The sequence below is a fragment of the Dyadobacter linearis genome, assembly GCF_907165045.1.
Classification (GTDB): Bacteria; Bacteroidota; Bacteroidia; order Cytophagales; family Spirosomataceae; genus Dyadobacter; species Dyadobacter linearis.
This window is the reverse complement of the sequence record NZ_CAJRAU010000005.1, coordinates 112,712-138,484: the sequence shown is the minus strand read 5'-3', so window position 1 is coordinate 138,484 and position 25,773 is coordinate 112,712. Positions and strand designations below refer to the sequence as shown.

Annotated in this window: 18 protein-coding genes; 8 read left to right on the top strand and 10 right to left on the bottom strand. The window is 45.6% G+C overall.

From position 1 onward, the window contains the following. Positions 1-110 precede the first annotated feature (110 nt). Positions 111-2,189, bottom strand: a complete 2,079-nt coding sequence (locus KOD92_RS17550) for a protein-disulfide reductase DsbD family protein (protein WP_215234900.1) — start codon at positions 2,187-2,189, stop codon at positions 111-113. A gap of 147 nt (positions 2,190-2,336) precedes the next feature. Here KOD92_RS17550 and argB point away from each other — a divergent pair, with 147 nt between their 5' ends. The 3 genes from argB (at position 2,337) to KOD92_RS17535 (ending at position 8,296) form a co-directional block, all read left to right on the top strand. Beyond that, complete coding sequence (argB, locus tag KOD92_RS17545; protein ID WP_215234899.1) at positions 2,337-3,122, top strand: acetylglutamate kinase; 786 nt, start codon at positions 2,337-2,339, stop codon at positions 3,120-3,122. Positions 3,123-3,344: 222 nt separating this feature from the next. Continuing rightward, positions 3,345-6,671 (top strand): SusC/RagA family TonB-linked outer membrane protein, encoded by a 3,327-nt coding sequence (locus KOD92_RS17540; protein WP_215234898.1) that lies wholly within the window; start codon positions 3,345-3,347, stop codon positions 6,669-6,671. A gap of 20 nt (positions 6,672-6,691) precedes the next feature. Then, positions 6,692-8,296: a SusD/RagB family nutrient-binding outer membrane lipoprotein gene (locus KOD92_RS17535; protein WP_310589446.1), complete on the top strand. Its 1,605-nt coding sequence runs from the start codon at positions 6,692-6,694 to the stop codon at positions 8,294-8,296. Between the two features lie 85 nt (positions 8,297-8,381). Here KOD92_RS17535 and KOD92_RS17530 read toward each other — a convergent pair whose 3' ends face one another. Then, a complete protein-coding gene (locus tag KOD92_RS17530) occupies positions 8,382-9,953 on the bottom strand; it encodes an FG-GAP repeat domain-containing protein (protein ID WP_215234896.1) in 1,572 nt (523 codons plus the stop codon). A gap of 7 nt (positions 9,954-9,960) precedes the next feature. Further along, complete coding sequence (gene argH / locus KOD92_RS17525; RefSeq protein WP_215234895.1) at positions 9,961-11,295, bottom strand: argininosuccinate lyase; 1,335 nt, start codon at positions 11,293-11,295, stop codon at positions 9,961-9,963. A gap of 181 nt (positions 11,296-11,476) precedes the next feature. Here argH and tnpA point away from each other — a divergent pair, with 181 nt between their 5' ends. After that, a complete protein-coding gene (gene tnpA, locus KOD92_RS17520) occupies positions 11,477-11,941 on the top strand; it encodes an IS200/IS605 family transposase (protein WP_229254727.1) in 465 nt (154 codons plus the stop codon). 389 nt (positions 11,942-12,330) lie between these two features. On the opposite strand, the gene KOD92_RS17515 is transcribed toward tnpA, so the two are convergent. Then, entirely contained in the window at positions 12,331-12,834 is a 504-nt protein-coding gene (locus tag KOD92_RS17515) for a C40 family peptidase (RefSeq protein ID WP_215234894.1), read from the bottom strand. A gap of 254 nt (positions 12,835-13,088) precedes the next feature. Between KOD92_RS17515 and KOD92_RS17510 the strand changes: the two genes are divergently transcribed. From KOD92_RS17510 to KOD92_RS17500, 3 genes are all read left to right on the top strand, one after another. Next, positions 13,089-14,255 carry an AIR synthase related protein gene (locus KOD92_RS17510; RefSeq protein WP_215234893.1) on the top strand — a complete coding sequence of 389 codons (1,167 nt, stop codon included), beginning with the start codon at positions 13,089-13,091 and terminating at the stop codon, positions 14,253-14,255. 151 nt (positions 14,256-14,406) lie between these two features. Next, positions 14,407-16,116, top strand: coding sequence for a PQQ-dependent sugar dehydrogenase (locus tag KOD92_RS17505; RefSeq protein ID WP_215234892.1), 1,710 nt, complete (start codon positions 14,407-14,409; stop codon positions 16,114-16,116). Between the two features lie 354 nt (positions 16,117-16,470). Next, positions 16,471-18,585, top strand: coding sequence for an ArnT family glycosyltransferase (locus KOD92_RS17500; RefSeq protein ID WP_229254726.1), 2,115 nt, complete (start codon positions 16,471-16,473; stop codon positions 18,583-18,585). 3 nt (positions 18,586-18,588) lie between these two features. Here KOD92_RS17500 and KOD92_RS17495 read toward each other — a convergent pair whose 3' ends face one another. From KOD92_RS17495 to KOD92_RS17475, 5 genes are all read right to left on the bottom strand, one after another. Next, positions 18,589-19,476: a dienelactone hydrolase family protein gene (locus tag KOD92_RS17495; protein WP_215234890.1), complete on the bottom strand. Its 888-nt coding sequence runs from the start codon at positions 19,474-19,476 to the stop codon at positions 18,589-18,591. A gap of 172 nt (positions 19,477-19,648) precedes the next feature. Further along, positions 19,649-20,893, bottom strand: a complete 1,245-nt coding sequence (locus KOD92_RS17490; protein WP_215234889.1) for a hypothetical protein — start codon at positions 20,891-20,893, stop codon at positions 19,649-19,651. Positions 20,894-21,208: 315 nt separating this feature from the next. Further along, positions 21,209-21,532 carry a type II toxin-antitoxin system PemK/MazF family toxin gene (locus KOD92_RS17485; protein ID WP_215234888.1) on the bottom strand — a complete coding sequence of 108 codons (324 nt, stop codon included), beginning with the start codon at positions 21,530-21,532 and terminating at the stop codon, positions 21,209-21,211. Then, a complete protein-coding gene (locus tag KOD92_RS17480) occupies positions 21,526-21,774 on the bottom strand; it encodes an AbrB/MazE/SpoVT family DNA-binding domain-containing protein (RefSeq protein ID WP_215234887.1) in 249 nt (82 codons plus the stop codon). The genes KOD92_RS17485 and KOD92_RS17480 overlap by 7 nt, the downstream gene beginning before the upstream one ends. 68 nt (positions 21,775-21,842) lie before the next feature. Then, complete coding sequence (locus KOD92_RS17475) at positions 21,843-22,454, bottom strand: Crp/Fnr family transcriptional regulator (protein WP_215234886.1); 612 nt, start codon at positions 22,452-22,454, stop codon at positions 21,843-21,845. 169 nt (positions 22,455-22,623) lie between these two features. On the opposite strand from KOD92_RS17475, the gene KOD92_RS17470 reads away from it, so the two are divergent. After that, entirely contained in the window at positions 22,624-23,196 is a 573-nt protein-coding gene (locus KOD92_RS17470) for a hypothetical protein (protein WP_215234885.1), read from the top strand. 68 nt (positions 23,197-23,264) lie between these two features. On the opposite strand, the gene KOD92_RS17465 is transcribed toward KOD92_RS17470, so the two are convergent. Continuing rightward, a complete protein-coding gene (locus KOD92_RS17465; protein WP_215234884.1) occupies positions 23,265-25,670 on the bottom strand; it encodes an ABC transporter permease in 2,406 nt (801 codons plus the stop codon). Positions 25,671-25,773 lie beyond the last annotated feature (103 nt).

The window sequence follows — 25,773 nt, the reverse complement described above, 5'->3', positions numbered from 1 at the left end:
TGCCGGCCCAGAAACCTGGAACCGGCAGTTTTGCTATATATATCCTCGAATCATCTTCCCATAACCCAACAATCAATACCCGTCGGCTTCAGCCAACGGAAAAAAAACATTTACTTACTAAAAGCCGCTTTCCCGCTATCCAAAAACGCTGCGAAATTCGCCGGATTCAAGTCGTAATTCTTAGGCTTCACAAGCAATTTCCCGTCGTGGTCTACCAGGCAGTAATGCGGCTGTGCGTTGTTATTATATTTCACGATCTGCAAATCGGCATTTTGTGCGCCGATCGTTTTCTTTACTTTCTTATCGTAATCGGAAGTGTACCAATCCTTTTCCGGCAGTTCCGTCTTGTCATCTACATATAAAGCGATGATCACGTAATCGTTTCGCAAACGTTGGATTACCGCGGGATCCACCCAAACACGCGCTTCCATTTCCCGGCAGTTCACACAACCGTGGCCAGTGAAATCGATGAAAACCGGCTTATTAACCTTTTTAGCATATTCCAAACCTTCTTTGTAATCGAAAAAACCAGTAAGCTCGTGCGGCAAATGGAATAGATCTGAATACTTTCCGGCAATTTCAGCGCTGTTTGCGCCAGCAGTGGCGCCCGCACTTCTTTTATTCAGATCAAAATCCAGCGTAGACTGCGGAGGAAGGTAGCCCGCCAGCGCCTTCAAAGGTGCTCCCCACATGCCCGGGAGCATGTAGATCACGAATGTAAATGTGATAATACTGAGCAGCAGCCGCGGAACGCTTACTTTTTCCAGAACAGAATCGTGCGGGGTCCTGATTTTACCCAAAAGATAGAAACCAAGCAAAGCAAAGATCACGATCCAGAATGCAAGGTAAATTTCCCTGTCCAGCAAGCCCCAGTGATAAACCTGATCGGCAATACTGAAAAATTTCAAAGCCAGCGCCAATTCAAGAAAACCTAGCACAACCTTCACCGTATTCAGCCAGCCGCCCGATTTTGGGAGCGATTTCAGCCACTGCGGAAACAATGCAAATGAGGTAAACGGAATCGCAAATGCGGCCGAAAACGCCGCCATACCTATAATAGGTTTTACGACTTCACCACCCGCAGAGGCTACCAGCAAACTTCCAACGATTGGCCCGGTGCAGGAAAATGAAACCAGTACCAATGTAAACGCCATAAAGAAAACGCCCGCATAACCGCCTTTGTCTGCTTTCTGATCCATTTTATTCACAAAACCACTGGGCAATACGATCTCAAACAGTCCTAGAAAAGAAAGTCCAAAAACGATGAAAATGGCGAAGAACAGCAGGTTAGGCAGCCAGTGCGTGCTCAGAAAGTTCGCAAAAGCAGGTCCATTTAACCTCGAAACAACAGTACCTATTAATGTATAGATCAATATGATCGAAGCGCCGTAAACGAACGCTTTCACTTTTCCGCCCTGCTGGTTGGTGAAATAGCTCACCGTCATCGGGATGATCGGGAACACGCAGGGGGTAAGTAAGGCGACCAGTCCGGAAAGGAATGCCGCGAGTGCAAATCCCCACAATGAACCGTCAGCCGCACTTTCTTCCGTCGTAATATCAGAAGCGGAAGTATTTTCAGAAAGCTTGGAAAATGTACTGTCGGTGTTCGCGGGTGCGGGTACAGTTGCTGCGGATTCAATTTTAGCGGAAGAATCAGGATTTATTTTTTCAGCATTTACGGGCTGTTCGGCAGCGGCAGTAGCGGTGCCGGCAGTGACTTTTAAACCTTTAAACTCAAAATCCTCACCGCCCGCAACACAAAGACCAGTTACATTGCTGCAAGTCTGATATTCAGAAGTGCCTTTTATAACAGGATTGTCAGTAAGCACCTTGATCGTTTGCTTGAAAACCGCTTTTCCCTCAAAATACTTTACATTCCCATTCCAAACCTCCTCAAATTTAGTCTTGGGATTCTGCGGTTTGAGTTTTCCCACAACTTCAAATCCATTGTTCTTTTCAAAAGAGACGGTTGTGAGCATCGGTCCGAGGTCGGGATCAAAGTCGGAGGAATACATGTACCAATCTTTCTCGATCGCCGCCGTAAATACCAGATCGACGGTCTCACCCTTTTTTACTTCAGGCTTGGAAAAAGAATAGGTCCACTTCGCCTTCGGAGATGTAAGCTGCGCAAATGCCGAAATTGAAATAATTGAGCAGATGAAGAGCAAAAAGATGGGAATACGTTTCATGTTAATATCTATTGATTCGGTAGACTTATGGTCTAATATGGAACGTAATTTTGCCAAAAAAATTCACCAATCACAATTCCGGTTTCCTCCGCCTTCGGTTTCTGTTACCTTTGTGCCCGCCAATTCTGCACAGTAAAATCTGATCTTATGTCAAAGTCTTTATATATCGTCAAAATAGGAGGTAACGTAATCGACAATCCTGACGCGTGTGCCCGTTTTTTAAGCGATTTCGCCAGCCTGGACGGTTTGAAGATACTTGTTCACGGCGGCGGGAAAGTAGCGACACAGATTGCGGCCAGGTTGCAGATCGAAACAGAGATGGTGGAAGGGCGCAGGATCACGGACAAACCGATGCTGGATGTGGTGACGATGGTTTATGGTGGATTGGTTAACAAAAATCTGGTTGCGCAGTTGCAAGCTTTGAAGTGCAACGCGATCGGACTGACCGGCGCCGACGGCGGGATTATACGTTCTGTGAAACGACCTGTCAAAACAGTCGATTATGGTTTTGTAGGTGATATTGAGGAGGTTAATGAAAAACAAATAGCTGCGTTGCTTGGCAGCAACCTTATTCCCGTGATTGCGCCGCTTACGTATAGTGATGAAGGGTTACTTTTGAATACCAATGCAGATACAATCGCTTCTGCAACGGCGGTGGCGATGGGACGTGAATATGATGTCACACTCGTTTACTGTTTTGAGAAAAAAGGGGTACTTTCTGACCCTGAGAATGACGATTCCGTAATTTCCAGCCTCACGCCCGAATCGTATGAATCTTATAAATCTACCGGCGTGATATACAAAGGAATGATCCCCAAACTCGACGGTGCCTTTGCTGCATTGCACGATGGTGTAAAGCGGGTAAGCATTTGTCATGCAGACGATCTGCTCTTGTCTGCTAAGTCAGCCGCGGGCACTACGATCACACTCTGATAGCTTCTTTGGCAATTTTACCAATTGTCAAATTTTTCTTTCTTATCTACAATTTTCGCCAATGTAAATATGTTATATGGCGATAAATAGCGCGCATTTTCTCTAATTAATGCACTTTTTGACCTTAGTTAATAATTTTTTTTAAAAAGAGAGAAGGTCTTAAAAAATTTAATGTTAAAATTGTGTTAAATTTATAGTCCTCAACTAATACGCTAATTAATTATGCGAAGAAATCTACTAGGGCTTTTCGTCATGCTTGTGATGTTAAGCAGTCCTGTTTTCGCCCAGACTATCACTGGGACGATCAAGTCAGGAACAGACGGTTCCACCTTGCCGGGTGTTTCGGTCTTGGTAAAAGGCACAACTAACGGTACTACTTCGGATGCTTCCGGAAATTTTTCCATTGGAGCGACTTCTGGTAACACATTGGTTTTTTCTTACATCGGCTACAAAACGATTGAAGCGCCGGTTGGAAGTCAGACGGTACTTGACATTACTTTACTGGAAGATGCCAATCAGCTTGGTGAAGTAGTGGTGACTGCATTGGGTATTTCAAAAGAACAACGTGCATTGGGTTATGCAACTTCGACCGTCAACAACGAAGCGCTGATCAAAACAGCTTCTCCCAACTTTGCAACGGCACTTTACGGAAAAGCACCGGGTGTGACGATCAACGCAACGCCGGGTGGAGCTACTTCCGGTGTAAGTATCAACATCCGCGGTTTCAGCTCGATTACTGGTAACACGCAGCCTCTGCTTGTATTGGATGGTATTCCTATTCGTAACGGCGAGTCAAGAAACGGCGACTACTGGGGTGACCAACGTTTGCGCGGTAACGGTCTTCTGGATTTGAACCCTGCTGATATTGAGAATATTTCGGTATTGAAAGGTGCTTCTGCTGCTGCATTGTACGGTTCGGAAGCGGTAAACGGCGTTTTGCTTGTTACTACCAAAACTGGTAAAGGCAAAAAAGGACTTGGTGTTGATTTCAATGCAAGCTATAATGTAGACAAGATCGCTTACCTGCCGCGCTATCAGAATGTACGCGGCCCGGGTTATCCTTTGAACTACAACAATGGTGGCCAGGATGCAGCCGGATTTATCTATTATGATACCGACGGTGATGGTACGAAAGAAACAAGAGGCTTGCTTGGAGCAACTGTGAACTTTGGTCCTAAATTCGATGGCCAGCCTGTGATGTCATGGGATGGAAAAATCAGACCTTATTCTGCTTCGAACAACAGCTATGCCGATTTGTTCGAAAATGCGAGCAGCTCTAATATTAACCTTTCGATCTCAAAAGCGACTGACAATGCAACGATCCGCTTTTCATTCACCCGCCAGGACAATGGAATGATCAGCTACGATGCGAAGAACAGCAAGAATATCGCCAACCTGAACGCGAGCTTCAACCTGAATAAAAAGCTGAGAACGGACCTGATGGTTAACTACGTGAATCAATACACGTACAACAGGCCATTCAAAGTGGATCGTATGATCAACAACTTTACCGGTATGATGGACCGTTTCGAATCTGCTGACTGGTACAACGAAAAATATCAGACTAGCCTGGGTTACAAATTCGTAAATGGCGCAGGAACACAAAGCTTGACTCCGGACGAAAATATTCGTTACAACGGTTTCAAGGGAGATATTGCTGATTACGTTTGGAATACAAGAAAAAACAAGTCTTACGAATACAGCGACCGTGTGATCGCAAGTATTACGCAACACTGGGATATCCTGGAAAGCCTGAAACTGAGAGGTCGTATTGCTACTGACTATACCAACGAAAGATTGGAAAGCCGCGGTTACAGCGCCGTTCCGCTTGCATTCGGTTACTCAGGTGATTTTGGAATGAACAACAACCTGTACAATAATGTATACGGTGACATTCTTTTGACCTACACTAAAAAAATCGGTGAAGATATGACTGTTTCAGCATTGGGAGGTTATACAGCCAACAGAACGCTGAACACATTCGTGTCGAGATCAACCAACGGCGGATTGAGCACTGAAAATTTCTTTGACGTTTCTGCAACTGTGAATGTTGCGAATGGTAACCAAACGCGCAGCAGATACCTGAGAGATGCTTATATGGGTACTGTTAACTTCGATTACAAAAACTTCGTTTTTGTGGAAGGTACTATCCGTAGAGACCGCACTTCTACTTTGGCAAAAGGAAACAATGCATTCGTGTATCCTTCTGTTAATGCCAGCTTTGTGTTCACAGATGCGTTTTCTCTGCCAGCTTTCTTTAGCTATGGTAAATTGAGAGGTTCGTTCGGGGTTGTGGGTAACTATCCTGAAATCTACCGTGCAAACGTAGCCTTCGGACAAGGTAACCTGAGCATTCAGGAAAGAGGCGGTGCTTCGGTATTATATACCAACATGAGCGCTGAGCGCGGTAACGACAGAATCCGTCCTGAGCAGAAGCGCGAATTCGAATTTGGTTTGGAAACGAAATTGTTCCAGAACCGCATTGGTCTTGATATCGCTTACTACAATGCACAGATCGTTGATCAGATCCTTCCTTTGAACATCGCTGCAACAACCGGTGCACGTACAATTCTTGCCAACATCGGTACTTTGAGAAATCAGGGTGTGGAAGTTGCATTCAATGTAAGCCCGATTAAAGCGACTAATTTCAATGATTTCAACTGGGATCTGACTTTGAACCTGGCAAGAAACGTGAACAAAGTGGAAAAGCTTGCTAACAACTCTACTGAATTGCTGCACGCTGATTACGACGGAAACGCGGCTCAGGTAAGATCAATCGTTGGTCAGCCAATGGGAGATATTTACTCGCATGGTATCCTTAGAGATGCAAACGGAAGAGGTGTTGTTGGTCCGAATGGTCTTTACCAGCTTGACGGAAACAACTGGATCAAAGTAGGTAATGCAATGCCTAAACTTACCGGTGGTTTTATAAATGCTTTCAGCTTCAAAAACTTCACACTTGATGCGGTAGTCGATTTCAGAGTGGGCGGTCACATTATGCCAACCGGTATCAACTGGATGACTTCAAGAGGTTTGACAGAAGAAAGTCTTAACAATATGGATAAAGAACACGGTGGTTTGTCATACTATGTGGATGCAAACGGAAAAGGTGTTCAGACTTCGGAAGCTGCCGGTCCAAATGGTCAGCCTGTTTACAATGATGGTATGTTGATGGAAGGTGTAACTGCTGCCGGCGAAGTAAACACAAACGTAGTTTCACAGGCAACTTACTACAATGCAACTTACAACTGGGGTGGTCCTCAGTACGGAAATGCGCGTTACGAGTTGTTTATCCAGGAAAATACCTATTTCAAAATGCGTGAGCTTTCTCTTGCTTACCGTCTTCCTGCGAATATCGGAAGAAAGCTGGGTGCACAGAACATCTCGCTGTCGGTTTTCGGACGTAACCTTTTCTTCCTTTACAGAACTGTAAAAGACCTGGATGCGGAACAAACCAACATCAGTACAAGATGGTATGAAAACATCAGCAACGCAGGTAGCAATCCTTCGTTCCGTACAATGGGTGTCATGCTGAGAGCCAGCTTCTAATTTTTAAAAAGATCATGACAATGAACAAAATATCATCATTCATATTGGCGGGACTTATGCTGGTAGCAGCGTCCTGCAGCGAATCTGAGTTTACTGAAAGGTATCCGGATCCTGCGAAAATTTCCGAAACAACCATCGAAAAGCAATATACCGGTATCATGTATACCAGCCGGGAATATGTGCTGCCAGGCTACGGAAACTACTTTGTAACGTTGCGCACAAGCCTTAACCGCTACACGCAGGCGGTTGGCTGGCCTTTTGAGTCAGGAAACTATGTGCCGGGCTCGGCGGGTGTACAGGACCTTTGGTTTAATTACTATAATACCCTTGCCCAGTACCGCGAACTTGAAAAAGTGTACGCAAGCAAATCGGAAGAAGAGCAGGCTAACAAAAAGATCTTTATGATGACCGCAAAGATCTACCTGTACGACTACACGCAACGCGTTGTTGACCTTTTTGGAGCGATTCCTTTCACCGAAGCAGGTATGCTGAGTGCCAAGGATGGAGATTATGCGTCTTCAAATGCCAAGTTTGATTCAGCTGAGTCGATCTACACTTTGATGCTGGATGAATTGAAGGCACTTGCTACGGAATTGAATGGAGTTACTCTGAATGCAGGATATCAGAAATCTTTCCAGACTTCTGATTTTGTAAACAAAGGAAACCTGACGATGTGGAAGCGTTATTGCAACTCACTTCGTCTGCGCATGCTGAGCCGTGTTTCTGCTGCTCCTGATTTCAAGGCAAGAGCTACTACCGAAATGGGAGAGATCCTGGGTAACACTGCCACTTTCCCGATCGTGGAAACTAATGATCAGAATATCCAGATCAATGTTTTTGATGTCAATACTGATATCAACTCAAAAGGATTTCAGGATGGTATTGCTTCCGGCGGTGGTGACTGGTTTGGTAACACAGCTGGTAAGAAAATAATCGACCACATGAACGCAAATGCAGATCCACGTTTGAAAATTGTTTTTGAGCCAGGTCAGAATGCAAAAGGTGTGTATGCAGGTATGGACCCGCAGGCAACCAATGCGGTGCAGACTGCTCAATATCAAGCTGGACTTGTAGCGATCTACAACCGTTTCACATTGAGCCACAACCAGTTTTTCCCTGGTGTGATCATCAATGCAGCACAGGTAAATCTGATCAAAGCAGAATACTATCTGAATGCAGGAAACGACGCGATGGCAAAAACTGCTTATGAAACAGCAATTTCGCAATCCGTGAAGTTCTACAATTCGATCCTGGCTATCACCAATGCGCAAGGTATTACCAACGCGACTATTCCTACTCCCGCAACCGACGCTTCTATCACTGCTTACATCGCAGGAAATGGCGTAAACTGGACAGCTGCGGGTACTCCGGCTGCAAAATTAAGCCTGATCGCAACTCAGAAATGGTTGCATTTCAACCTGGTTCAGGCTTACGAAAACTGGGCGGAAGTACGCAGGTTGGATATGCCGACCCTGCAATTCCAGACTGACAATGCAAATAACCAGACTACGCCTCCTGTAAGATGGAACTACCCTGGTAATGAGGTTACTTACAATCCTGAAAACTACGCTTCTGTGAGAGACAGTGATAAATTGACTCAGCGGATTTTCTGGGACGTTAAATAGTAGTACCTGAATTAAAAAGAATAGATTTAGTTAGAATGCAAAAAGAGGCAGACCGTTTGGTTTGCCTCTTTTTTTGATGGGCGAATTATTTCTTTCGGTTGGTTAAAACCAGTAGCTGCGGAAACGACATCGTGCCGCGGGCCATCAATGCGGTCATTTCACCGATCGTATGAAAATAGGAGCCGAGTACAATATCAATATCCCCGTCCTTGTCAAAATCGGCTGCTTCCATGGTCAACCACTTACCCGCGCCTGCCAGTGGAGATGAATGTGCTTTAAGGGTCATTTTACCCTCGTTGGAGAGATATATGAATCCGTGTGCAGGATTATTCAGGTCACTGTAAAATGAAGTTGCCGCAATATCCAGATCGCCGTCCTGGTCAAAATCCCTTGCTATCGCCTTACTCGCGCCGTGAAGCGGATAAAACCAGGCTAGCTTGAAGTTGTCCTTTCCGTCATTGAGATAAAGCCTGACGCCGTGGTAGTTTTTCTCAACCGGCGAAAGGTCCCAGTTATCCCCGTTTGTCAACAAAATATCCTGAAATCCGTCTTTGTTAAAATCTACGAGTTCGAAATACGCCATTCCATAAGAGGGTGGAAATTGGAGCAATACCTTTTCTTTAAACTTCCCGTTTCCAAGGTTATAGAAAATAGAGATTTCTTCTCTCGCCTGCGCCATCAAGGCAATCACGTCGGGTTTTTTATCTTTGTTAAAATCAAATATTTCCGTTTTGCGGGCGCCGGGCAGTTCTTTCAGAATGTGTTCTTTATCTGATTGAAAATCGTCCAGCCAGAACAGTTTGCCACTATGGTTCCCAAAACCGGAGATCAGCGCGTCGGCTTTTCCGTCCATATTCAAATCTCCGGCAGTAAACTGTACAGGCCTTGGCAGATTCTGAATGTTAACCATATTCTGCCCGCTGGCGGCTGTCTTCGAAACGGACATTAACCTGCCTATTCGCTGATCAGAAGGCTTAAAAACGCCGATCGTCAAAAGCCGCGGCGGTGCATTTTTAGGAAAATCAATATCAGTAGGCGCGGAGTCGATCCAGAAGTTTTCTTTCAGTTGAAATGCACTGTCAAGTACAAACAATGCATTCTGATCATCTCCGACATATAGTTGCGAAGTGCCCGGGTCGAATTTGAGCAGTGTAGTTTTCGGTGCAGCAATATCGGCCACACTGAAATGTTGTCCTGAAAAAAGCGGAAGTGAGTCAGAAACAGGACTTGTACCCGTTTGTGGAACGGGCACATCCGGCGCCTCGTGGCGGTAATAGGCGACGATCTTTTGCCAGTCAGCTTCTGAGATCAGCGCCGTTTCCGGGTATATATTAAGTTGCCGGATCACTTTTTCTTCCTCGGGGATCAGATCCGCAAGCGGGTCCCGCCCAGGAAAACGCAGTCCTAGCCGCTCGCCCATATTGGGCAGCACGCTCGTAACCCAGGTATTCTTGTCCAGTAATGCAGGTTCGGGGAAAAGGTGGCAGCGCTGGCAATAGTCTTTTGCCAGTAACTTTCCCTCGGCAACCGAGTCGGCTTGCAATTTCTGAGTGAAAAGCACAGGCTCTGCAACCGGCATGTTCCCGGCTATATTTACCCACAAACAGCCACTCCAGATAAAGAACGAAACAAGCAATCCCTTCTTTGGAGTGAGCATTTGATTGTCAGCTTATCAGTTTGTCAAGGGCGCGCTGTACTTTTTCGTAACCAAATGCAGCCAGTTCTTGCTGCATTCTCGCGCTGATTTCCGCAGTTTGCAAATTGCCAATACTACCCTCGTGGGTGTGTTTTAAATCACGTGGTGCAACATAAGTTCCGTCCGCGATCTCCGCCCCGGCCTGACGATAAGCGTCGCGGAAAGGCACCCCGTTGATCACCAGCTCATTCACGCGCTCCACACTAAACAGCAGATCATATTTAGGGTCTTCAAGCAAATCCTGCTTCACTTTCATGTTTTCCAGCATAAAAGCAGCGATATCCAGACAGTCCAGTATTTCATCAAAAGCAGGCATTAAAATCTCTTTCAATAACTGCATGTCCCGATGGTAACCGGAAGGCAGGTTGCTTAAAACCATTGTTATCTCCATGGGCAGCGCCTTCATGCGGTTTGTTTTCGCGCGAAGCAACTCTGCTACGTCCGGGTTTTTCTTGTGCGGCATAATGCTGCTGCCGGTCGTAAGGTCGTCGGGTAAAATTATGAAGCTAAAATTCTGGCTGTTGTAAAGACAAACGTCCATCGCAAGTCGGGATACCGTCGCCGCGAGCGACGAAATGGCGGTCAAAGCCGCCTGTTCGGTACGTCCGCGGCTCATTTGCGCATATACTACATTATGGTGCATTCCTTCAAAAGCGAGTAAATCAGTTGTCAATTGCCTGTTAAGTGGGAAAGACGATCCGTAGCCCGCCCCGGAGCCCAGGGGATTGCGGTTTGCGAGCCGGTAAGCCGCATTTATCTGTATGATGTCGTCAATTAAAGCCTCTGCATAAGCCCCAAACCAAAGTCCGAACGAAGAGGGCATTGCAATTTGCAAATGCGTATAACCAGGCAGCAGATCGTTTTTATGCTCCTCGGATTTGGACGCCAATACATTAAAAAGCTTTTCGGTCGCAGTCGCCACATCAAACAGGCGGGCGCGCGTGTAGAGCTTCATATCCACCAGAACCTGGTCGTTTCGCGAGCGGCCGCTATGGATCTTTTTGCCGGTATCTCCGAGTTTTCGGGTCAAAAGCAGCTCTACCTGCGAATGCACATCTTCCACGCCATCCTCAATCACAAACTCCCCTTTTTGAACCTGTGCATAAATGCTTTTCAGTTCTTCTGTCAATGCTTTCAGGTCATCGGAAGTAAGCAGACCGATTGTCGCGAGCATGGTAGCGTGGGCTATATTACCCAGTACATCAAATTCGGCCAGGTGCAAGTCCATTTCGCGGTCCTTCCCAACCGTGAAACGTTCGATTTTCTCGGAAGTAACAGTATTTTCTTTTTGCCAGAGTTTCAAAATGTGCGGCTGTTAGTGATTTAATGAAGAAGCATTCAAAGTGTCAAATTTACGCGCAATCACGTTTATAACCCTTATTCCGTCAACTGAAGTTGACGGAAATTTATTTCAGTGTCTTTTGAATACTGTTGGCTGTTACTTATGGAAAGGTTTATCGTCTAAACGATTTAACCTTTATTATATGAGCTGGACAAATATTTGGGTTCACGTCGTTTTCGCGACCAAACACCGCTACCCTTTTCTCAATGACGCTATTCGATTGAAGGTTTTCTTCCACATGAAACAAAATGCGATTTCAAAAGGTATTCAAGTGGACTTCGTGAATGGCTATAAAGACCATGCACATTGTCTGATATCTTTAGGCCGCGAGCAATCATTAAGTAAGATTGTGCAGCAGATTAAAGGAGAGTCTTCGTGCTGGATCAACCAGAATAAGCTGACAAAGAACAAGTTCGTTTGGCAGGACGATTACTGGGCTGCAAGCGTAAGCGAGCGGCACGTAGAGCGCGTCCGTCATTATATTATCAACCAGGAAGCCCACCACGCGACAAAGACGTTCAAGGAAGAGATAAACGCTTTCGCAAAGAAAAATAATTGGCCGCAAGTAAATTGGAAGGATCCATCAACTGAAGTCGACGCGCATTGATTGCGCTAGTCATGAGAGCCCAAAAATCAATAGCCGTTCACTTCAGTGAACGGAAAAAGATTGGAATAGCCGGCTGTTGCGGAATAATCAAGAAAAAATAAATTAAATAAATCCGAAAAATATGACGATCCGTCGACTGAAGTCGGCGGGTATTGATTGGCATTAGTCATGAAAGCCCCGAATCAATAGCCGTTCACTCCAGTGAACGGAAAGATTGGAATAGCCGGCTGTTGCAAATTATTCAAGAAAGATAAATCCGAAGAATATAAGGATCCGTCGGCTGAGGTCGACAGGCATTGATTGGCATCAATCACGATCAGCCCCAAAAATCAATAGCCGTTCACTTCAGTGAACGGAAAAAGGAAAAAAAGGAAAATAATAAAATGAATTTAAAATAGCCTTTTAATCGCGACGAAGCGTTTTTCGTAGTAGGATGCATTCAGCAGGTCATACCGGATGCCGCCTTTGAATGCGGAATGGATAAATTTTACGTAGCCTGGCGCTACCTCGGTGATGATCCCGACGTGCCCGATATTTTTGCTTTTCGTGCTTTCTCCTTTAAAGAATATAAGGTCGCCCGGACGTGCATTATCCAATTCGATGGTTTCACCGTGTTTGGCCTGCGCGGCGCTGGAATGCGGCAATGCAATGTCCAGCTTATCAAAGCAATATCTGACAAATCCGGAACAGTCGAAGCCTTTCTTGGAAGTGCCGCCGGAGCGGTAGGGGATATGTAAATGCTTAACAGCAAAATTTACCAAAGATTCAATATTACCGGTAGAATCAGTAGCTGCTTCTTTGGAAGTCAGTTCTCTGGAATAGGCTGGCTGACTGGCTGCATTTAGGAAAAATAAACCGCCAATTACAAAAACAAAACGCTTGGCAAATGTCATGAAGGGTAGGAGATTGGCACTCTTGAACTCTCAAACAATAGATTCTACGGTTTTTCAAATTGAAAACGGTATAACGTAAAACTAAAACGAACTTTTTAAGTATCCTAATTCTATTTTATACTAAATTTTAGATATATTCTGTAACATGTTGATTCCAATGCAGTAAGCGCTGCCTCATTAAAGTAAAGCTTTAAAAGCCTTTTTGCCTACTTTTGTGGCTGTTTAGGAACTGTCCGATTTTAATGAATACCCAGATGAATACTACCGACCGATATCTCCAGCGCGGCGTCTCGGCTTCGAAAGAAGATGTGCACAAGGCCATTGAAAAGATAGACAAAGGCATTTTTCCAAAGGCTTTTTGCAAGATTGTCCCCGATACCCTCGCTGGCGATCCCGACTATTGCACCATCATGCACGCTGACGGCGCCGGTACCAAAACTTCCCTCGCTTATCTGTACTGGAAGGAAACCGGCGATATTTCGGTTTGGAAAGGTATTGCGCAGGATGCTATCGTAATGAACACCGACGACCTGCTTTGCGTAGGAGCGACCGGTCCAATGCTGTATTCTTCGACGATCGACCGGAACAAAAATCGTATTCCAGGGGAGGTGATCGCAGAGATCATAAATGGTGCCGAAGAGGTGCTCGAAATGCTGCGCAGTTACGGTGTGGAAATTTACAGTACAGGCGGCGAAACTGCCGATGTAGGCGATCTGGTAAGAACGGTCACTGTGAATAGCACTGTAATCGCCCGGATGAAGCGCTCGGAAGTGGTGGATAATGCGAATATTCAGCCGGGAGATGTGATCGTTGGGTTTGCTTCTTACGGACAGGCGACGTATGAAACGCAGTATAATGGTGGAATGGGCAGCAATGGACTTACGTCCGCCAGACATGATATTTTAGGTAAATACCTCAAAAAATATACCGAAAGCTTCGACCCTGAAGTAAACGAAGATCTGATTTACAGTGGCAGCAAAAATCTGACAGACGCTGTGGAAGGTACTCCTCTGAATGTCGGCCAGCTTATATTGTCCCCAACCAGAACTTACGCTCCGCTGGCGAAGGCTTTGCTTGATGATATCAGGCCACACATTCATGGCATGGTACATTGCAGCGGCGGCGCACAAACGAAAATTCTACATTTCGTTGATAACCTTCACATTATCAAAGATAATCTGCTCCCCATTCCCCCACTTTTCAAAATGATACGGGAAGAAAGCGGCACCAGCTGGGAGGAAATGTACAAGGTTTTCAATATGGGGCACAGGCTTGAAATTTACCTTCCTGAGGAGTTTGCAGCACAAGCTATTGCTACCGCCGAGTCGTTTGGAATTGCGGCGCAGGTGGTAGGAAGGGTGGAAGAGGCACCGGAAAAGAAGCTTACGATCAAGAGCGAATTCGGTACATTCATTTACTGAAATCAATAATCAGCATGTAAGACCTTCTGACACTCGTTCAGGAGGTCTTTTTTTGTGCTCGATATAAATCTCAAAGGCATAGAAATTGTAGAACAAGCTCTGGTATAAGTAGAAGTAGTGTTAAGGAGTTTTTCAATCAAACCAGTTGATTATGAGAAAATTTAACCAAACCAAAAAAGCACTGATCCTGGCCGCAAGTCTTGTGCTGGCAACTCTCATCAGAACTTCGGCGCAAAATCCGAATGTAGAGATTGACCTTGATAATCCGGTCATGGAAGGACTCACCGATGCGATGCAATTGAAGCACGCAGGCGACGGTACTAATCGTATTTTCATAGCCGAGAGAGCAGGTACTATCAAAGTTTTCTTGCCAGCAGCACCCTCCACAGCAATTACGTTCCTGAATATGAACTTGCCGACCCCGATCGTGAGGTCTGCGGATGGTGAGGACGGACTGTTAAGCATTGCTTTTCATCCTCAATTCGAGACCAATGGTTTCATGTATGTTTATTACACAAACCTCGCCGGTAACCTGATTGTAGCCAGATACACAGCTTCCGGCAACGCAGCCAGCTCCGGCACTTATCAGGAAATTATCACGATTCCTCATCCCAATGCAACCAACCATAATGGTGGAGAAATGCATTTCGGGCCGGACGGTTTTCTGTATTTGTCGACAGGCGACGGCGGCGGCGTGAATGATGGAGCAAATAATGGACAGAATCCTTCAAGCTGGCTGGGTAAAATTCTGCGTATTGATGTAAATGTACAGGAAGGGGCAACATTACCTTACCAGATTCCGCCTACTAACCCGATTTCTGGTAGCCCGGTTTATGCATTGGGACTCAGAAACCCATTTCGGTGGAGTTTCGACAAGCTGACCGGAGATATGTGGATCGGCGACGTTGGACAAGGACAGAGGGAGGAAATAGACTTCCGTCCCGCCGCGTTGATCAGCAATTCTAACTTCGGCTGGCGCTGTTTTGAAGGCGATATACCCACGCCGGACATTGACCGCACCGGGTGCCTGCCAGCGGAAAATTATGTTGGGCCACTTTACACTTATGTCAATAGCGACGCCCGCGGAAAGTCTGTAATCGGCGGGGTCGTTTACCGTGGGTCGGCGTACCCGTTGATGAACGGATTCTATATTGGTACCGATTATTTTTCAGGGGATATTCACAAAATACTGCGAAGCCAGTCTTACATCAGTTATGAGAAGGGCGATCTTGCGGGCACGGTGGATATTGGAGAAGACGAGGCTGGTGAGATTTACGCTGTAAAAGGCGACGCAGTGTACCAGATTTTTGCAGAGGAGCCGCTGCCTGTCAGGCTAGCCGATTTCCGGGGAGAAAAAGGAAATGAGGGAATTTCTCTTACTTGGAACACGACGATGGAAGAAGCTTTCGCCAGCTTTGAAGTGGAGTTCAGCAGCAACGCGCGCGGCTTTGAAAATGTAGGGAAAGTGGTTGCAGCAAATGCAGTCACAGGTTCGACATATCGTTTTTCTCATTTGACAAAAAACACTGGAAACCTTTACTATCGCCTCAAAATGGTAGATCTCGATAATACTTTCGAGTATTCGAAAATTATTCTGGTCAAAATTGGGGATGAAGAAACGGCCGGCATTTACGTCCGGCCGACTGTGATCAATGACAACAAACTCAGTCTGAATCTCAACCGGACATTTCAATCGATAGAGCTGGTCAATGCGGGCGGCATGGTAGTGTTGCGGGAGGAAATATCCGGAAAAAGTGGCGAGATCAGCATTCCGCTGCATGAAGCTGCTTCCGGCCTCTACATTGTTCGCCTGGCAGATCAGGACGGAGTAGTACAGCAAAAAGTACTGATTACGGACTGATCACAGCGGAAACACCTTGTCCGCATAGCGAGCAAGGTGTTTTTATTATACAACCCTATTAAACCCAATTTAATTTTTAGTCAGATTGAGAGCTGCAAATATATGGAAATAATCCATTTAATTGGAAATGATCCATTAGATAATTTATCTCTGCCGGTTAGCGGCGATTTGTAACCATTGGAAATAAGAATGATTAAAAGGCTTTTCAGGTTGTCAGTAGTTGGCTATTTTTGACCTGTTCAATGCAGATCGAATTTATCAGCATTGGCTCTGTTTTACGCCCAACTGACTTTTTAAGAACTAATGGCTTTTTGCTTGCTTCTTCTTTCTGTCGCCTTATTCTTCATACTCTTTTTGCTTACTCGCCTGGCCACAAGCAGCTATTCCAATATCCGTATTTCGTTCATTTACGCGCTGCTTGCGAATGCGATTGTGATTTTTGTGTACAATGAGCTATTCTCTGTTTTCGACGCAATCAATGCATTCACAGCCAAGCTATTCTGGGGTGCTGAGGTGGCCATTTTAATTGGTGCTGTTGCTTATTTGCAGCGTTCACGTCGCATTCGCCTCTCTGATCTGGCTCTGTTAAATGGCGTATTTCAGCTGAAAGGCGTAAAGCCGGCTTATAAATGGATCATTTTATCTGCACTCGTATTTTACATTCTGCCGCTGTTTTTCCTGTCAGTATATGCGCCACCGAACAATTACGATTCGCATATGTATCATTTGAACCGGATACTTTTCTGGATCAATAATGGTAATCTGGACCATTTCCCGACCATGCATTTGCAGCAGCTCTACCTGAATGTATTTGCAGAATACCTCGTACTCGACACCGTTCTGCTATCGGGTTCGGATCAGTTCGCGGGGATTATCCAGTTCGGTGCATTTCTGGGGTCGCTGGCGGGCATAGGTTTACTTGCGAAGCAATTCAAAATGGGCCAGGGCGGGCAGTTGCTGGCTACCGTATTCTTGTTAACATTACCCATCGGCATTTTTGAAAGTACCAGCACACAGGTCGATTACTGCGCGTGTTTCTTTTTCATTTGCTACGTTTATTTCGGGTATCAGTTATTGGCAAAAAAATCTGCATTAACGCTGGCTGCGTTTCTTTTGTCGCTTGCATTCGGCGGATTTTCAAAATACACCATTTTCATTTTCGCCCTGCCTTTCACTGTTTTCTTCGCGATTAAAATTCTGGTTCAATACCGGTTCTTATATGCAGTTCGGGTATTGCTGCTGGCGATCATGTGTCTTGGAATAGTATTCGGCCCATTTTTCTACCGTAACTATGCCCTGTTCGGTCACGTAATGAGCCCGCTCCGTTCAACGGTATTTGCTTCTGAAGTACTGCCGGCGCAAAAGCATTCGATCGTTTATACCCTCTCGGGAATGGTCAAAAATACAGGTTTGAACCTCGGTCTGCCCGACACACGCTTCAATAATTTTCTGGATTCACGCATCAGGGATCTTCATCAAAAAATGGGCGTGGATATCAATGATCAGGATCTGAACGTGGACGAATTTTCGGTCAAATATTCAGTGCATGAAGATATGGTACCCAATACCCTGCATTTCTGGATTATCCTGGTGATGAGCGTCATGCTGTTGTTTGTTGCGGGTAAGTGGGATTTCAAATGGTTTTGGATTTGCGCTGCGCTAGGTTTTGTTGTTTTTTGTACGTTAATGAAATTTCAGCTGTGGAGCACCCGCACGCAAATGCCTTTTTTCGCAATGGGCGCGTTGCTGGTTGCATTCATTTTTACAAACTTCCGCTGGAAACAGGCGTTTCTAACAATTCCCCTCTTGCTCTCTTCGCTTCCATTTGTCTACGGGAATCCGAACAAGGAACTCGTTTCAATTAATTTTCTTACCCGCAAAGCGATCGGGCACATTCCCGTGGCGATCTGCGAAACCGGCGGTGAGCAGGCGGTTTTATATGAAAAGTATCTTGGAGCATACTATGAGTTTCCCGGCGCAAATAATTGTCACCCCCTGAAATCGTGGCCCGGCTACGGCGAACGCAGAAAGGTATTTGGGCTGCTTGAGAAAGTGGGTTACTACGACCTCGACCGCGCTTCCAATATCATAGGAATGGAACGCGACAAAGCCTATTTTCTCAGTCACCCTAACAACTATACCAACTTTAAACCCTTACTGGAACACATTCAAGGGGATCATAAAAATGTAGGTGTGTTTTTTAGGCGCCATAACGGATTTTACCATTACTGGTCTGCTATTGCGAGCAAACTGGACAAGCCGGGCAAAATGGAATATATCCGCTACAACCAGGAGCTGATGGTTTTGAAAAATGCCCAAAAGGATTTTTGTTATGATTATATCCTTTCCGATGACCCGGAACTGCTGGTGCAATTTGTACCAAAAGCAAACATCGATACAATTTACACCAGTCAGTTGCTGCAATTGGTCAAGCTGAAAAAAACAAGCTGCGACCGGAGCCTTTTCTAGTCGCTACGCCAGCTTCTCTTTGAAGAAATCAATCGTGCGTTTCCAGGCCAGTTCGGCAGCTGCTTTGTCGTAACGCGGCGTAGTATCATTGTGAAACCCGTGATTTGCATCGGGGTACATATAGGCTTTGTATTCCTTTTTATTTTCTTTTAATGCCGCCTCGTAAGCCGGCCAGCCTTCATTCACCCGCGTATCCAGCGAGGCGTAATGCAGTAGCAGCGGCGCCTTGATCTTTGGTACATCCTCAGGCGCGGGCTGGCCGCCATAAAAAGGTACCGAAGCCGACAGTTCGGGAATGCGCACAGCCATCATATTGGCAATGCCGCCACCAAAACAAAAACCGACCACTCCAACCTTCCCGTTACAATCTTTGTGATTTTTGAGGTAATCGTAAGCAGCAATAAAATCCTCGGACATTTCATTTCTATCGCGTTTGCTCTGCATTTCCCTCCCCTGATCATCGTTTCCGGGGTAGCCGCCCAGCGGTGTAAGCGCGTCGGGCGCAAGCGAGACGAAACCTGCGAGCGCGGCCCTTCTGGCTACATCTTCAATATGCGGGTTCAGGCCTCGGTTTTCGTGCACAACAATGATACCTCCCAGCTTGCCAGTCGCACTCTCCGGCTTGGACAGCAACGCTTTTATTTTCTTCCCGCCTTTGGGAGAATCGTAATGAATATAATCGGATTTTAGCCGGGGATCATTCGCTTTTACCTGAATACCTCCTTGATAATCAGGCATTAAAAAACCCATTAATGAAGCAACTGTAATACCGCCAACTGCATAAGCCGACAGGCTCTGGACAAAATTACGCCTGTCGATCCGGTCGTGCGCATAGTCGTCGTAAAGATCAAATACCTCTTGTTTGATATCTTCCTTCCTGATCTGGTCCATATTTGTTTTGGTTGAATGTTATTTCTGATAAAAGCCCTTTTCTCCACAGTCATACTAGGTTCGCGCACACGCTTCCGGCTATTATTCGGGCAAGCCGGTATTGAATGCAAAAATGCGACGCGGTGAACTGGCACCACGCCGCATTTAAGTAAAACTGATACGGGATTTTTATTTATTTAAACCCAAAAAGTACCGGAAAAACGAAGGTTACCACCAAAGTCCATATTCCGTAAATGGGCAGAAATAAAGCGATGCTATTTTCTACGCCGGCAATAGCGTCTCCATTTTTGATCGTATGGAATAGCCGGTAAGTTACGAGTAACAGGTTTATCAGGATCAACACATTACCGCCCAATACAGCCAGCCTGTTTGGGGTAACGCCCCACTCGGAAATTCTGAAAATGATCGCCGACAGCGCGATTCCATTCACAGTAATGGTCAGAACCGCTAGTCCGAGTAGCATGAATAGCGCAATTTTATTACCCGTATTTTTAGAGGTTTCAACAATCGAAAAGAGGATAAGCGCCATCACTCCAATCAGTAGTGCATTAAATATCAACAGGAATTCACGGTCGTTGTACGGGTCTTTGCCAGTGTACACCACGGCTGACAAATAAATCGTAAGCATCACCAATACCAGCGGCGTAAACACTTTTGCGATCACCGGAGAAACTTTGCTTACAAGCTGAGGATTCGTTTGTACGAGGTAAGTGCCCACAATAGGAGCCGCAGCTAGCCCCCAGATTGCAACGTACGGAAAGTATATTTCCTCTATTCGAAGGCCGATCAGGGAAAATAATCCGACTGTGACGGCTGACAATATGCCCCCGGCGATCAGGATAATCGTTGTCATCACCACCAGATCGCCATTATATCTCAGGAAATCGAGTCGCCTTTTGTAAGTATGCAAACTGTCGCCGGCAAACGCGTACCCCAGGATCGCCCACAGGAAAAGCGGCAGGTGCATACAAGCCAGCATCAGTGTGTCACTTTTGGGATTGTCGGGAAGGAGGTTAATGTAAACGGCGGAAACCAGGATAGCTACCGCCGCGATGAGCGCCTTTCGGATATTAACCTGCTGTTTCCAGAGAAAATAAGCGGTTAGCAGCGGAAAAACGACGAAGGAGATGTTTCTGGGATAAAAGTATTCAGGATTGATGCCGGTGAAATCCGGGATTTTTGCGACTAATCCCGCCAGAAACGAAGCAATGATCACAAATAGCAGCTCTTTGCCGGTGCCCCAGGAAATTTCGTTGGTCTCAAAATTCAGCCTTTCGTGCCATATCTGAGCGGTAACATGCTCCCTGATATCCGAATAAACGGCATTAAATGCGCCCCTGAAAGTGGCCTTGTTGTCCCGGTACAATTCTTCTAATTGTCTGGGATTCTGAATGTTGTTGATAATCTCGTCTTTCATTTTGTCGGTTGTTAACATGGTCTGTTTTTGTCTTTTAGTTTCCTGGGTATTTTCTCAATTTTTTTGCCTTCATAGTTTTTCAGGTTGTGAGTGTAGTATGAAAATATAAAGTACTTTGTATTTCAAAGTTAAAATAGCAGCCGAGTTTATTATATGGATTTTCATTGCTATTGTTTATGCGGGCTCAGAGAGATTATGCTTGCAAGATAGCTTTTCTAGCAACTATAAAAAGTACTTTGTGTTTCAAAGTAAATGAAAGTTTTAGAAATTTCATACAGTGCGGGAAAAAATAAAAAAATGCTGGCAGCGACTGGTTTAGTCAATAAACATTTCTTGCAATACGGATTTCAATTGTTTTACTTCATTGGAAGACAAGTCCGAAATCTTTGAGTTTAACCTGATTTTGTCCACAACCCGAATCTGGTCACAGGCAATGGAGCCATTTTTGGACTGAACAACACAATCTACGCGCCAAGGATAGGTTTTTACAATCGATGTGATGGGTATAATAACGACCGTTCGCAGCGCGCGATTCAGTTCGTCCGGGCTGACTACAACACAAGGTCTGGTCTTTGCGATCTCGCTGCCCTGGGTCGGATCCAGCGAAATCCAGTAGACTTCGTACTGTTTAATTACCATGTCCATTCTTCCTTATCGAAGTCCGTCTGCGTATCTGCCAGCAAAGGCATATCGTCACCGGCGGCATGCATTTGAACCGCAGCTTCCTCCCAGCCCTGGCGAGGCGCAGGTTTAATCACAATACTGCCATTTTCCACATCCACATCAATGCTCGACTTATTTGATAAATTCAGTTTCCGCAGGAGGGAGGCGGGGATGATAACGCCTTGACTATTGCCTATATTGATAATATTCGTTTTCATGATGTTATAACATTTCAACATTAACAACTCAAATTTAATAAAAAACGTTATAACAAATTGTACAACTATTAATTGGCACTAATGCCTTTTTCCATATTGACCGTTTTCAGGCATCTGCTGAATGTAGCGGCTGTGGTACCCAGGTACGTGGCAATGTAATGGTCGGGGATGCGGCGGAAAAGAGACGATGGCTGCTTGATATAATGCGCGATCCGCTGCTCGACCGATAGGTATTTGAAGACTTTCACCCGGTCAGTGAAATTGATAAGATGTTGTTCAAGCAACTTTACCGCTAGTCCGGCCATATAAACATCCTCTTCAACAAGTTTTCGATAAGTAGCATAGGAGATAGAATACCCGGAAGTATCCTCCAAAGTTTCCAGTACGTCGCTCGACGCTTTTTGCAAAAGAAAGCTTTCTGCAATACAAACAATATCCCCGTCTGAAACGAGCAGTGAAGTAATATCCTCAGAGCCACGCAAATAGTAAGTTCTCATTGCGCCTTTTTCAATAAAATACAAACACTGACTAACCTGCCCTATATCTACCAGCACGCGGCCTTTCGGGATCATAAACCGTTTCAGACTTTCCTGGAAACGAGCTTTTACCGGTTCAGAAAGAATAAAGTTAGAAGCTTCCAATAGCTGTTGCAGCGGCTTAATATCATCTGCGACCTTCATAAAATGCAGGATTAGGGTTACGTTTTGTCAATTTATTCTTCTTTAAATCGCCCATCTTGTCGGAGAACAAGGTGAATCTATGTCCTACGACAAGTTATAAATTAATATCATCCAAGTTACTTTGAATTGGATAAAATGAATTTGCAAACCCTAACACAATGGATCTGATATGAAAAAATCTGTATCTCAACTGATCGCAATGCTGCTGTTTACGCTCCCTGGATTTGCTCAGGATAGGGGAAGCAGTGAAATAACCGCAAGTTATGCCATGCTGCCTTCCGAAAATATGCTTGGGAATTTGTGGATGCAAATGGCGCGAATCGGCGACAATGGTGCCCGAAGCTTTTCGTTTCGAAAAGGAGCGCCTTTTATAAGCTATAAATACTATATCTCGGAACGCATTGCTATCGGCGGCGCGACTGGCTATAATGCTTTTGCAAACGAAAGCAACTTCCGCTATACAGATTATACGCAAATGGATGTGAAGACGATTACCACAGCCGGGGAAGTCACGTGGTTCTACGTCAGGAAACCCGGAATCAAGGTTTATGCGATGGCAGGAGTTGGATTTTATGTAATGAAAGCTTCTTTCGACGCTCAGAATACATCCACAGTCACGCAGGGAATGACTGCACAGCTAACTCCGGTTGGGGTCAGGTTTGGGAAAAAAGTGGGTGTCTTTACGGAGCTGGGTTACGGTTATAAAGGGGTTTTGAATACGGGATTAAGTTTCAGATTTTGAGTAATTAGAAATTGGTCGGAAACAGCAATCGGAAGTGTGTGCTTTGAAAATAAGCAATGCACGGATTGTTACTCCGAGCGAAGTGCCTTCACAGGATCTGAAAGCGCTGCCCGAATTGCCTGGTAACTCACGGTTAAAATAGTTACACCAAGAGCTGCCAGCCCCGATGCGGCAAAAATCCACCATGGAATAGTCGAGCGATATTGGTACCTGGCCAGCATTTCGGTGAGGAAATAATAGCTTATTGGTATGGCAATGAAAATGGCGATCACGGTCAGGTATACGAATTCTTTGGTGATCAGTTTCCAGACACTCGCTACCGAAGCGCCGAGTACTTTTCTGATGCCGATTTCGCTCCGCCGCTGCTCTGCGGTGAATGCAGCCAGCCCGAATACGCCGAGGCAGGATATAAAAATAGCGATCGCGGCGAAGAGGAAAGTCAGTTTACCGATCCGATTTTCAGCATGGAATTTAGAACCATATTGTTCTTCGGCAAATTGAATATCAAGAACTGCACCTGGTACGCGCTCGTCGAACAGGGTACGGACTTTTGCAAGCGCATTTCCCAGTTGAGTCTTCGGATCCAGCTTAATATACAGGTAATTAGGAGCGTAGGTCATGAAGTAAATCGTCTGTTTCACAGGCTCGTAAGGCGATTGCATGATCATATCCTGCACCACACCTACAATATGATATTCGGTATCGTTGAATGTGCCGTCTTTCCACCTCACCTTTTTTCCGACCGGATTAGCGAGTCCCATATACCTGGCTGCGGACTGATTCACGATGATCGCCGACGAGTCGGCTAAAAACGCTTCCGAAAAATCCCTGCCCGCAACAACCCGCCAGCCGACCGTTTTTCCATACGAATGCGATGCTGCGATTACTGCGAATTCGTCCTGATTATCAGCCGCTTTGCCTGCCCATTCAAACCCTCTTGCATTGGACAGGATATCAGTAACCGGGCCGGAAGACTGGGCGACGGAAGTCACCACGCCGGATTGCAGCAGGTCATTTTTCAACGCATCCAGGCGCGCACTTCCAGGTGGTATTTTTACATTGATCAGATTGCTCTTGTCGTAACCGATATTTCTGTTCAGCCCAAATTGTATCTGTCGGAAAACACCAACCGTGCCGACGATCAGGGAAATGGAGATTGTGAATTGCAGAACAACAAGTACTCTTCTCGCTGTCAAAGAATGCACGCTGGAATGGTTCAAGCTTGCTTTTAAAACACTGATTGGCTTAAAAGAAGACAGATAAAAAGCAGGATAGGCGCCCGCCAGGAAGCTGACCAGCACGCAGAAACCGGCGCACGTCAGCAAGAAGTATGGGTTAGATACAATTCCATTCGGATCAAGTAGCTCGATCTGCTTTTCTGTAATCGCATTGAATTGCGGCAATGCAAGCTGGACAATGAGCAGAGCCGCCAAAAAAGAGAAGGCTACAATGAGGAAAGACTCCGTGATAAACTGGAATATGAGTTGCGTACGTCCGGATCCGACCGCCTTGCGTACCCCCACTTCCCGCGCCCGCTGCCCGGAGCGTGCCGTGCTGAGGTTCATGAAATTGATACAGGCCAATAGCAGGATAAAAACCGCAATTCCGGAGAATAACTTCAAATAATAGATCTGCCCGCCGGTATTGATCCCATTTTCCCAGGAAGAATAAAGATGCCACTTACCCATTGGGTGAATGGAAACTGCGGCCTTTTTTCCCTCTTTGGAATGCTTGTTCAGCTCATTCCTGATCTTCACTGAGGCAGCTTCGATGGAAGTGCTTTTTGTGGTTTGGACAAGTATTTCAAAGGTTTTGATTTCCCAATTATCTGCGAGTTCGTTCACCCACTGTCTGCGCTTAAAAGCAGTAAAAAGCTTCCAGGGCGCTACAAATGACAGGTTATAGTAGTCTGAATTTTGAGGGAAATCGTGGTACACGCCGGCTACCATCGCTTCCAGCTCGTTATCGATCTTCACGAGCTGCCCGACCGGATTTGTTTTCCCAAAAATAGAGATTGCCGCCGATTCCGCTATTAATATATTCGACGGGTCTTCTAGCGCCGCCGCATCGCCGCCGACCATTTTGAGAGCGAGTATCTTGGCGCCGCCAGGCTCGATGAACCGGCCTTTCTTTTTGAATTTGTGAGCTGCCCAGGCAAGCGTGTAGTCTTCGGTATCCCATGAAACTGCTACCTGTTCGAAATCTGCCTTGTAATTTTCCCGCAGCGCTGTGGCCAGAGGAAACGGCATATTGGGTGAGCTAACGGTATTTCCGTTTTGAGCAGCGTGATGCATTACCCTCCCCACGCGCTCGTAATTTCCTGCGTTTTTATTAAAGTTCCATTCGTCCCAAACCCACAGAAATATCAGCATCGCCATCGCCATGCCAAGCGCCAGTCCGGATATGTTGATCAGCGTATAACCCTTGTTTTTATAAAAACCCCTGAATGCGATCTTGAAGTAGTTTTGGATCATATCTGATTTGGCAAAAGGTAAAGGAATTATTTGCAAACTAAAATATGATACCAGTCGATCAAGTGGCTGATCCAGAGATTTTTACATATTTGAAACGTCCAGT

Coding starts and splice junctions, on each gene's coding strand:
- KOD92_RS17515 (WP_215234894.1), bottom strand. CDS start 12,834: ATGACATTTGCCAAGCGTTTTGTTTTTGTAATTGGCGGTTTATTTTTC.
- KOD92_RS17485 (WP_215234888.1), bottom strand. CDS start 21,532: ATGGTAATTAAACAGTACGAAGTCTACTGGATTTCGCTGGATCCGACC.
- KOD92_RS17505 (WP_215234892.1), top strand. CDS start 14,407: ATGAGAAAATTTAACCAAACCAAAAAAGCACTGATCCTGGCCGCAAGT.
- KOD92_RS17490 (WP_215234889.1), bottom strand. CDS start 20,893: ATGAAAGACGAGATTATCAACAACATTCAGAATCCCAGACAATTAGAA.
- KOD92_RS17495 (WP_215234890.1), bottom strand. CDS start 19,476: ATGGACCAGATCAGGAAGGAAGATATCAAACAAGAGGTATTTGATCTT.
- tnpA (WP_229254727.1), top strand. CDS start 11,477: ATGAGCTGGACAAATATTTGGGTTCACGTCGTTTTCGCGACCAAACAC.
- KOD92_RS17530 (WP_215234896.1), bottom strand. CDS start 9,953: ATGCTCACTCCAAAGAAGGGATTGCTTGTTTCGTTCTTTATCTGGAGT.
- KOD92_RS17540 (WP_215234898.1), top strand. CDS start 3,345: ATGCGAAGAAATCTACTAGGGCTTTTCGTCATGCTTGTGATGTTAAGC.
- KOD92_RS17510 (WP_215234893.1), top strand. CDS start 13,089: ATGAATACTACCGACCGATATCTCCAGCGCGGCGTCTCGGCTTCGAAA.
- KOD92_RS17550 (WP_215234900.1), bottom strand. CDS start 2,189: ATGAAACGTATTCCCATCTTTTTGCTCTTCATCTGCTCAATTATTTCA.
- KOD92_RS17470 (WP_215234885.1), top strand. CDS start 22,624: ATGAAAAAATCTGTATCTCAACTGATCGCAATGCTGCTGTTTACGCTC.
- KOD92_RS17535 (WP_310589446.1), top strand. CDS start 6,692: ATGAACAAAATATCATCATTCATATTGGCGGGACTTATGCTGGTAGCA.
- KOD92_RS17475 (WP_215234886.1), bottom strand. CDS start 22,454: ATGAAGGTCGCAGATGATATTAAGCCGCTGCAACAGCTATTGGAAGCT.
- argB (WP_215234899.1), top strand. CDS start 2,337: ATGTCAAAGTCTTTATATATCGTCAAAATAGGAGGTAACGTAATCGAC.
- KOD92_RS17480 (WP_215234887.1), bottom strand. CDS start 21,774: ATGAAAACGAATATTATCAATATAGGCAATAGTCAAGGCGTTATCATC.
- KOD92_RS17465 (WP_215234884.1), bottom strand. CDS start 25,670: ATGATCCAAAACTACTTCAAGATCGCATTCAGGGGTTTTTATAAAAAC.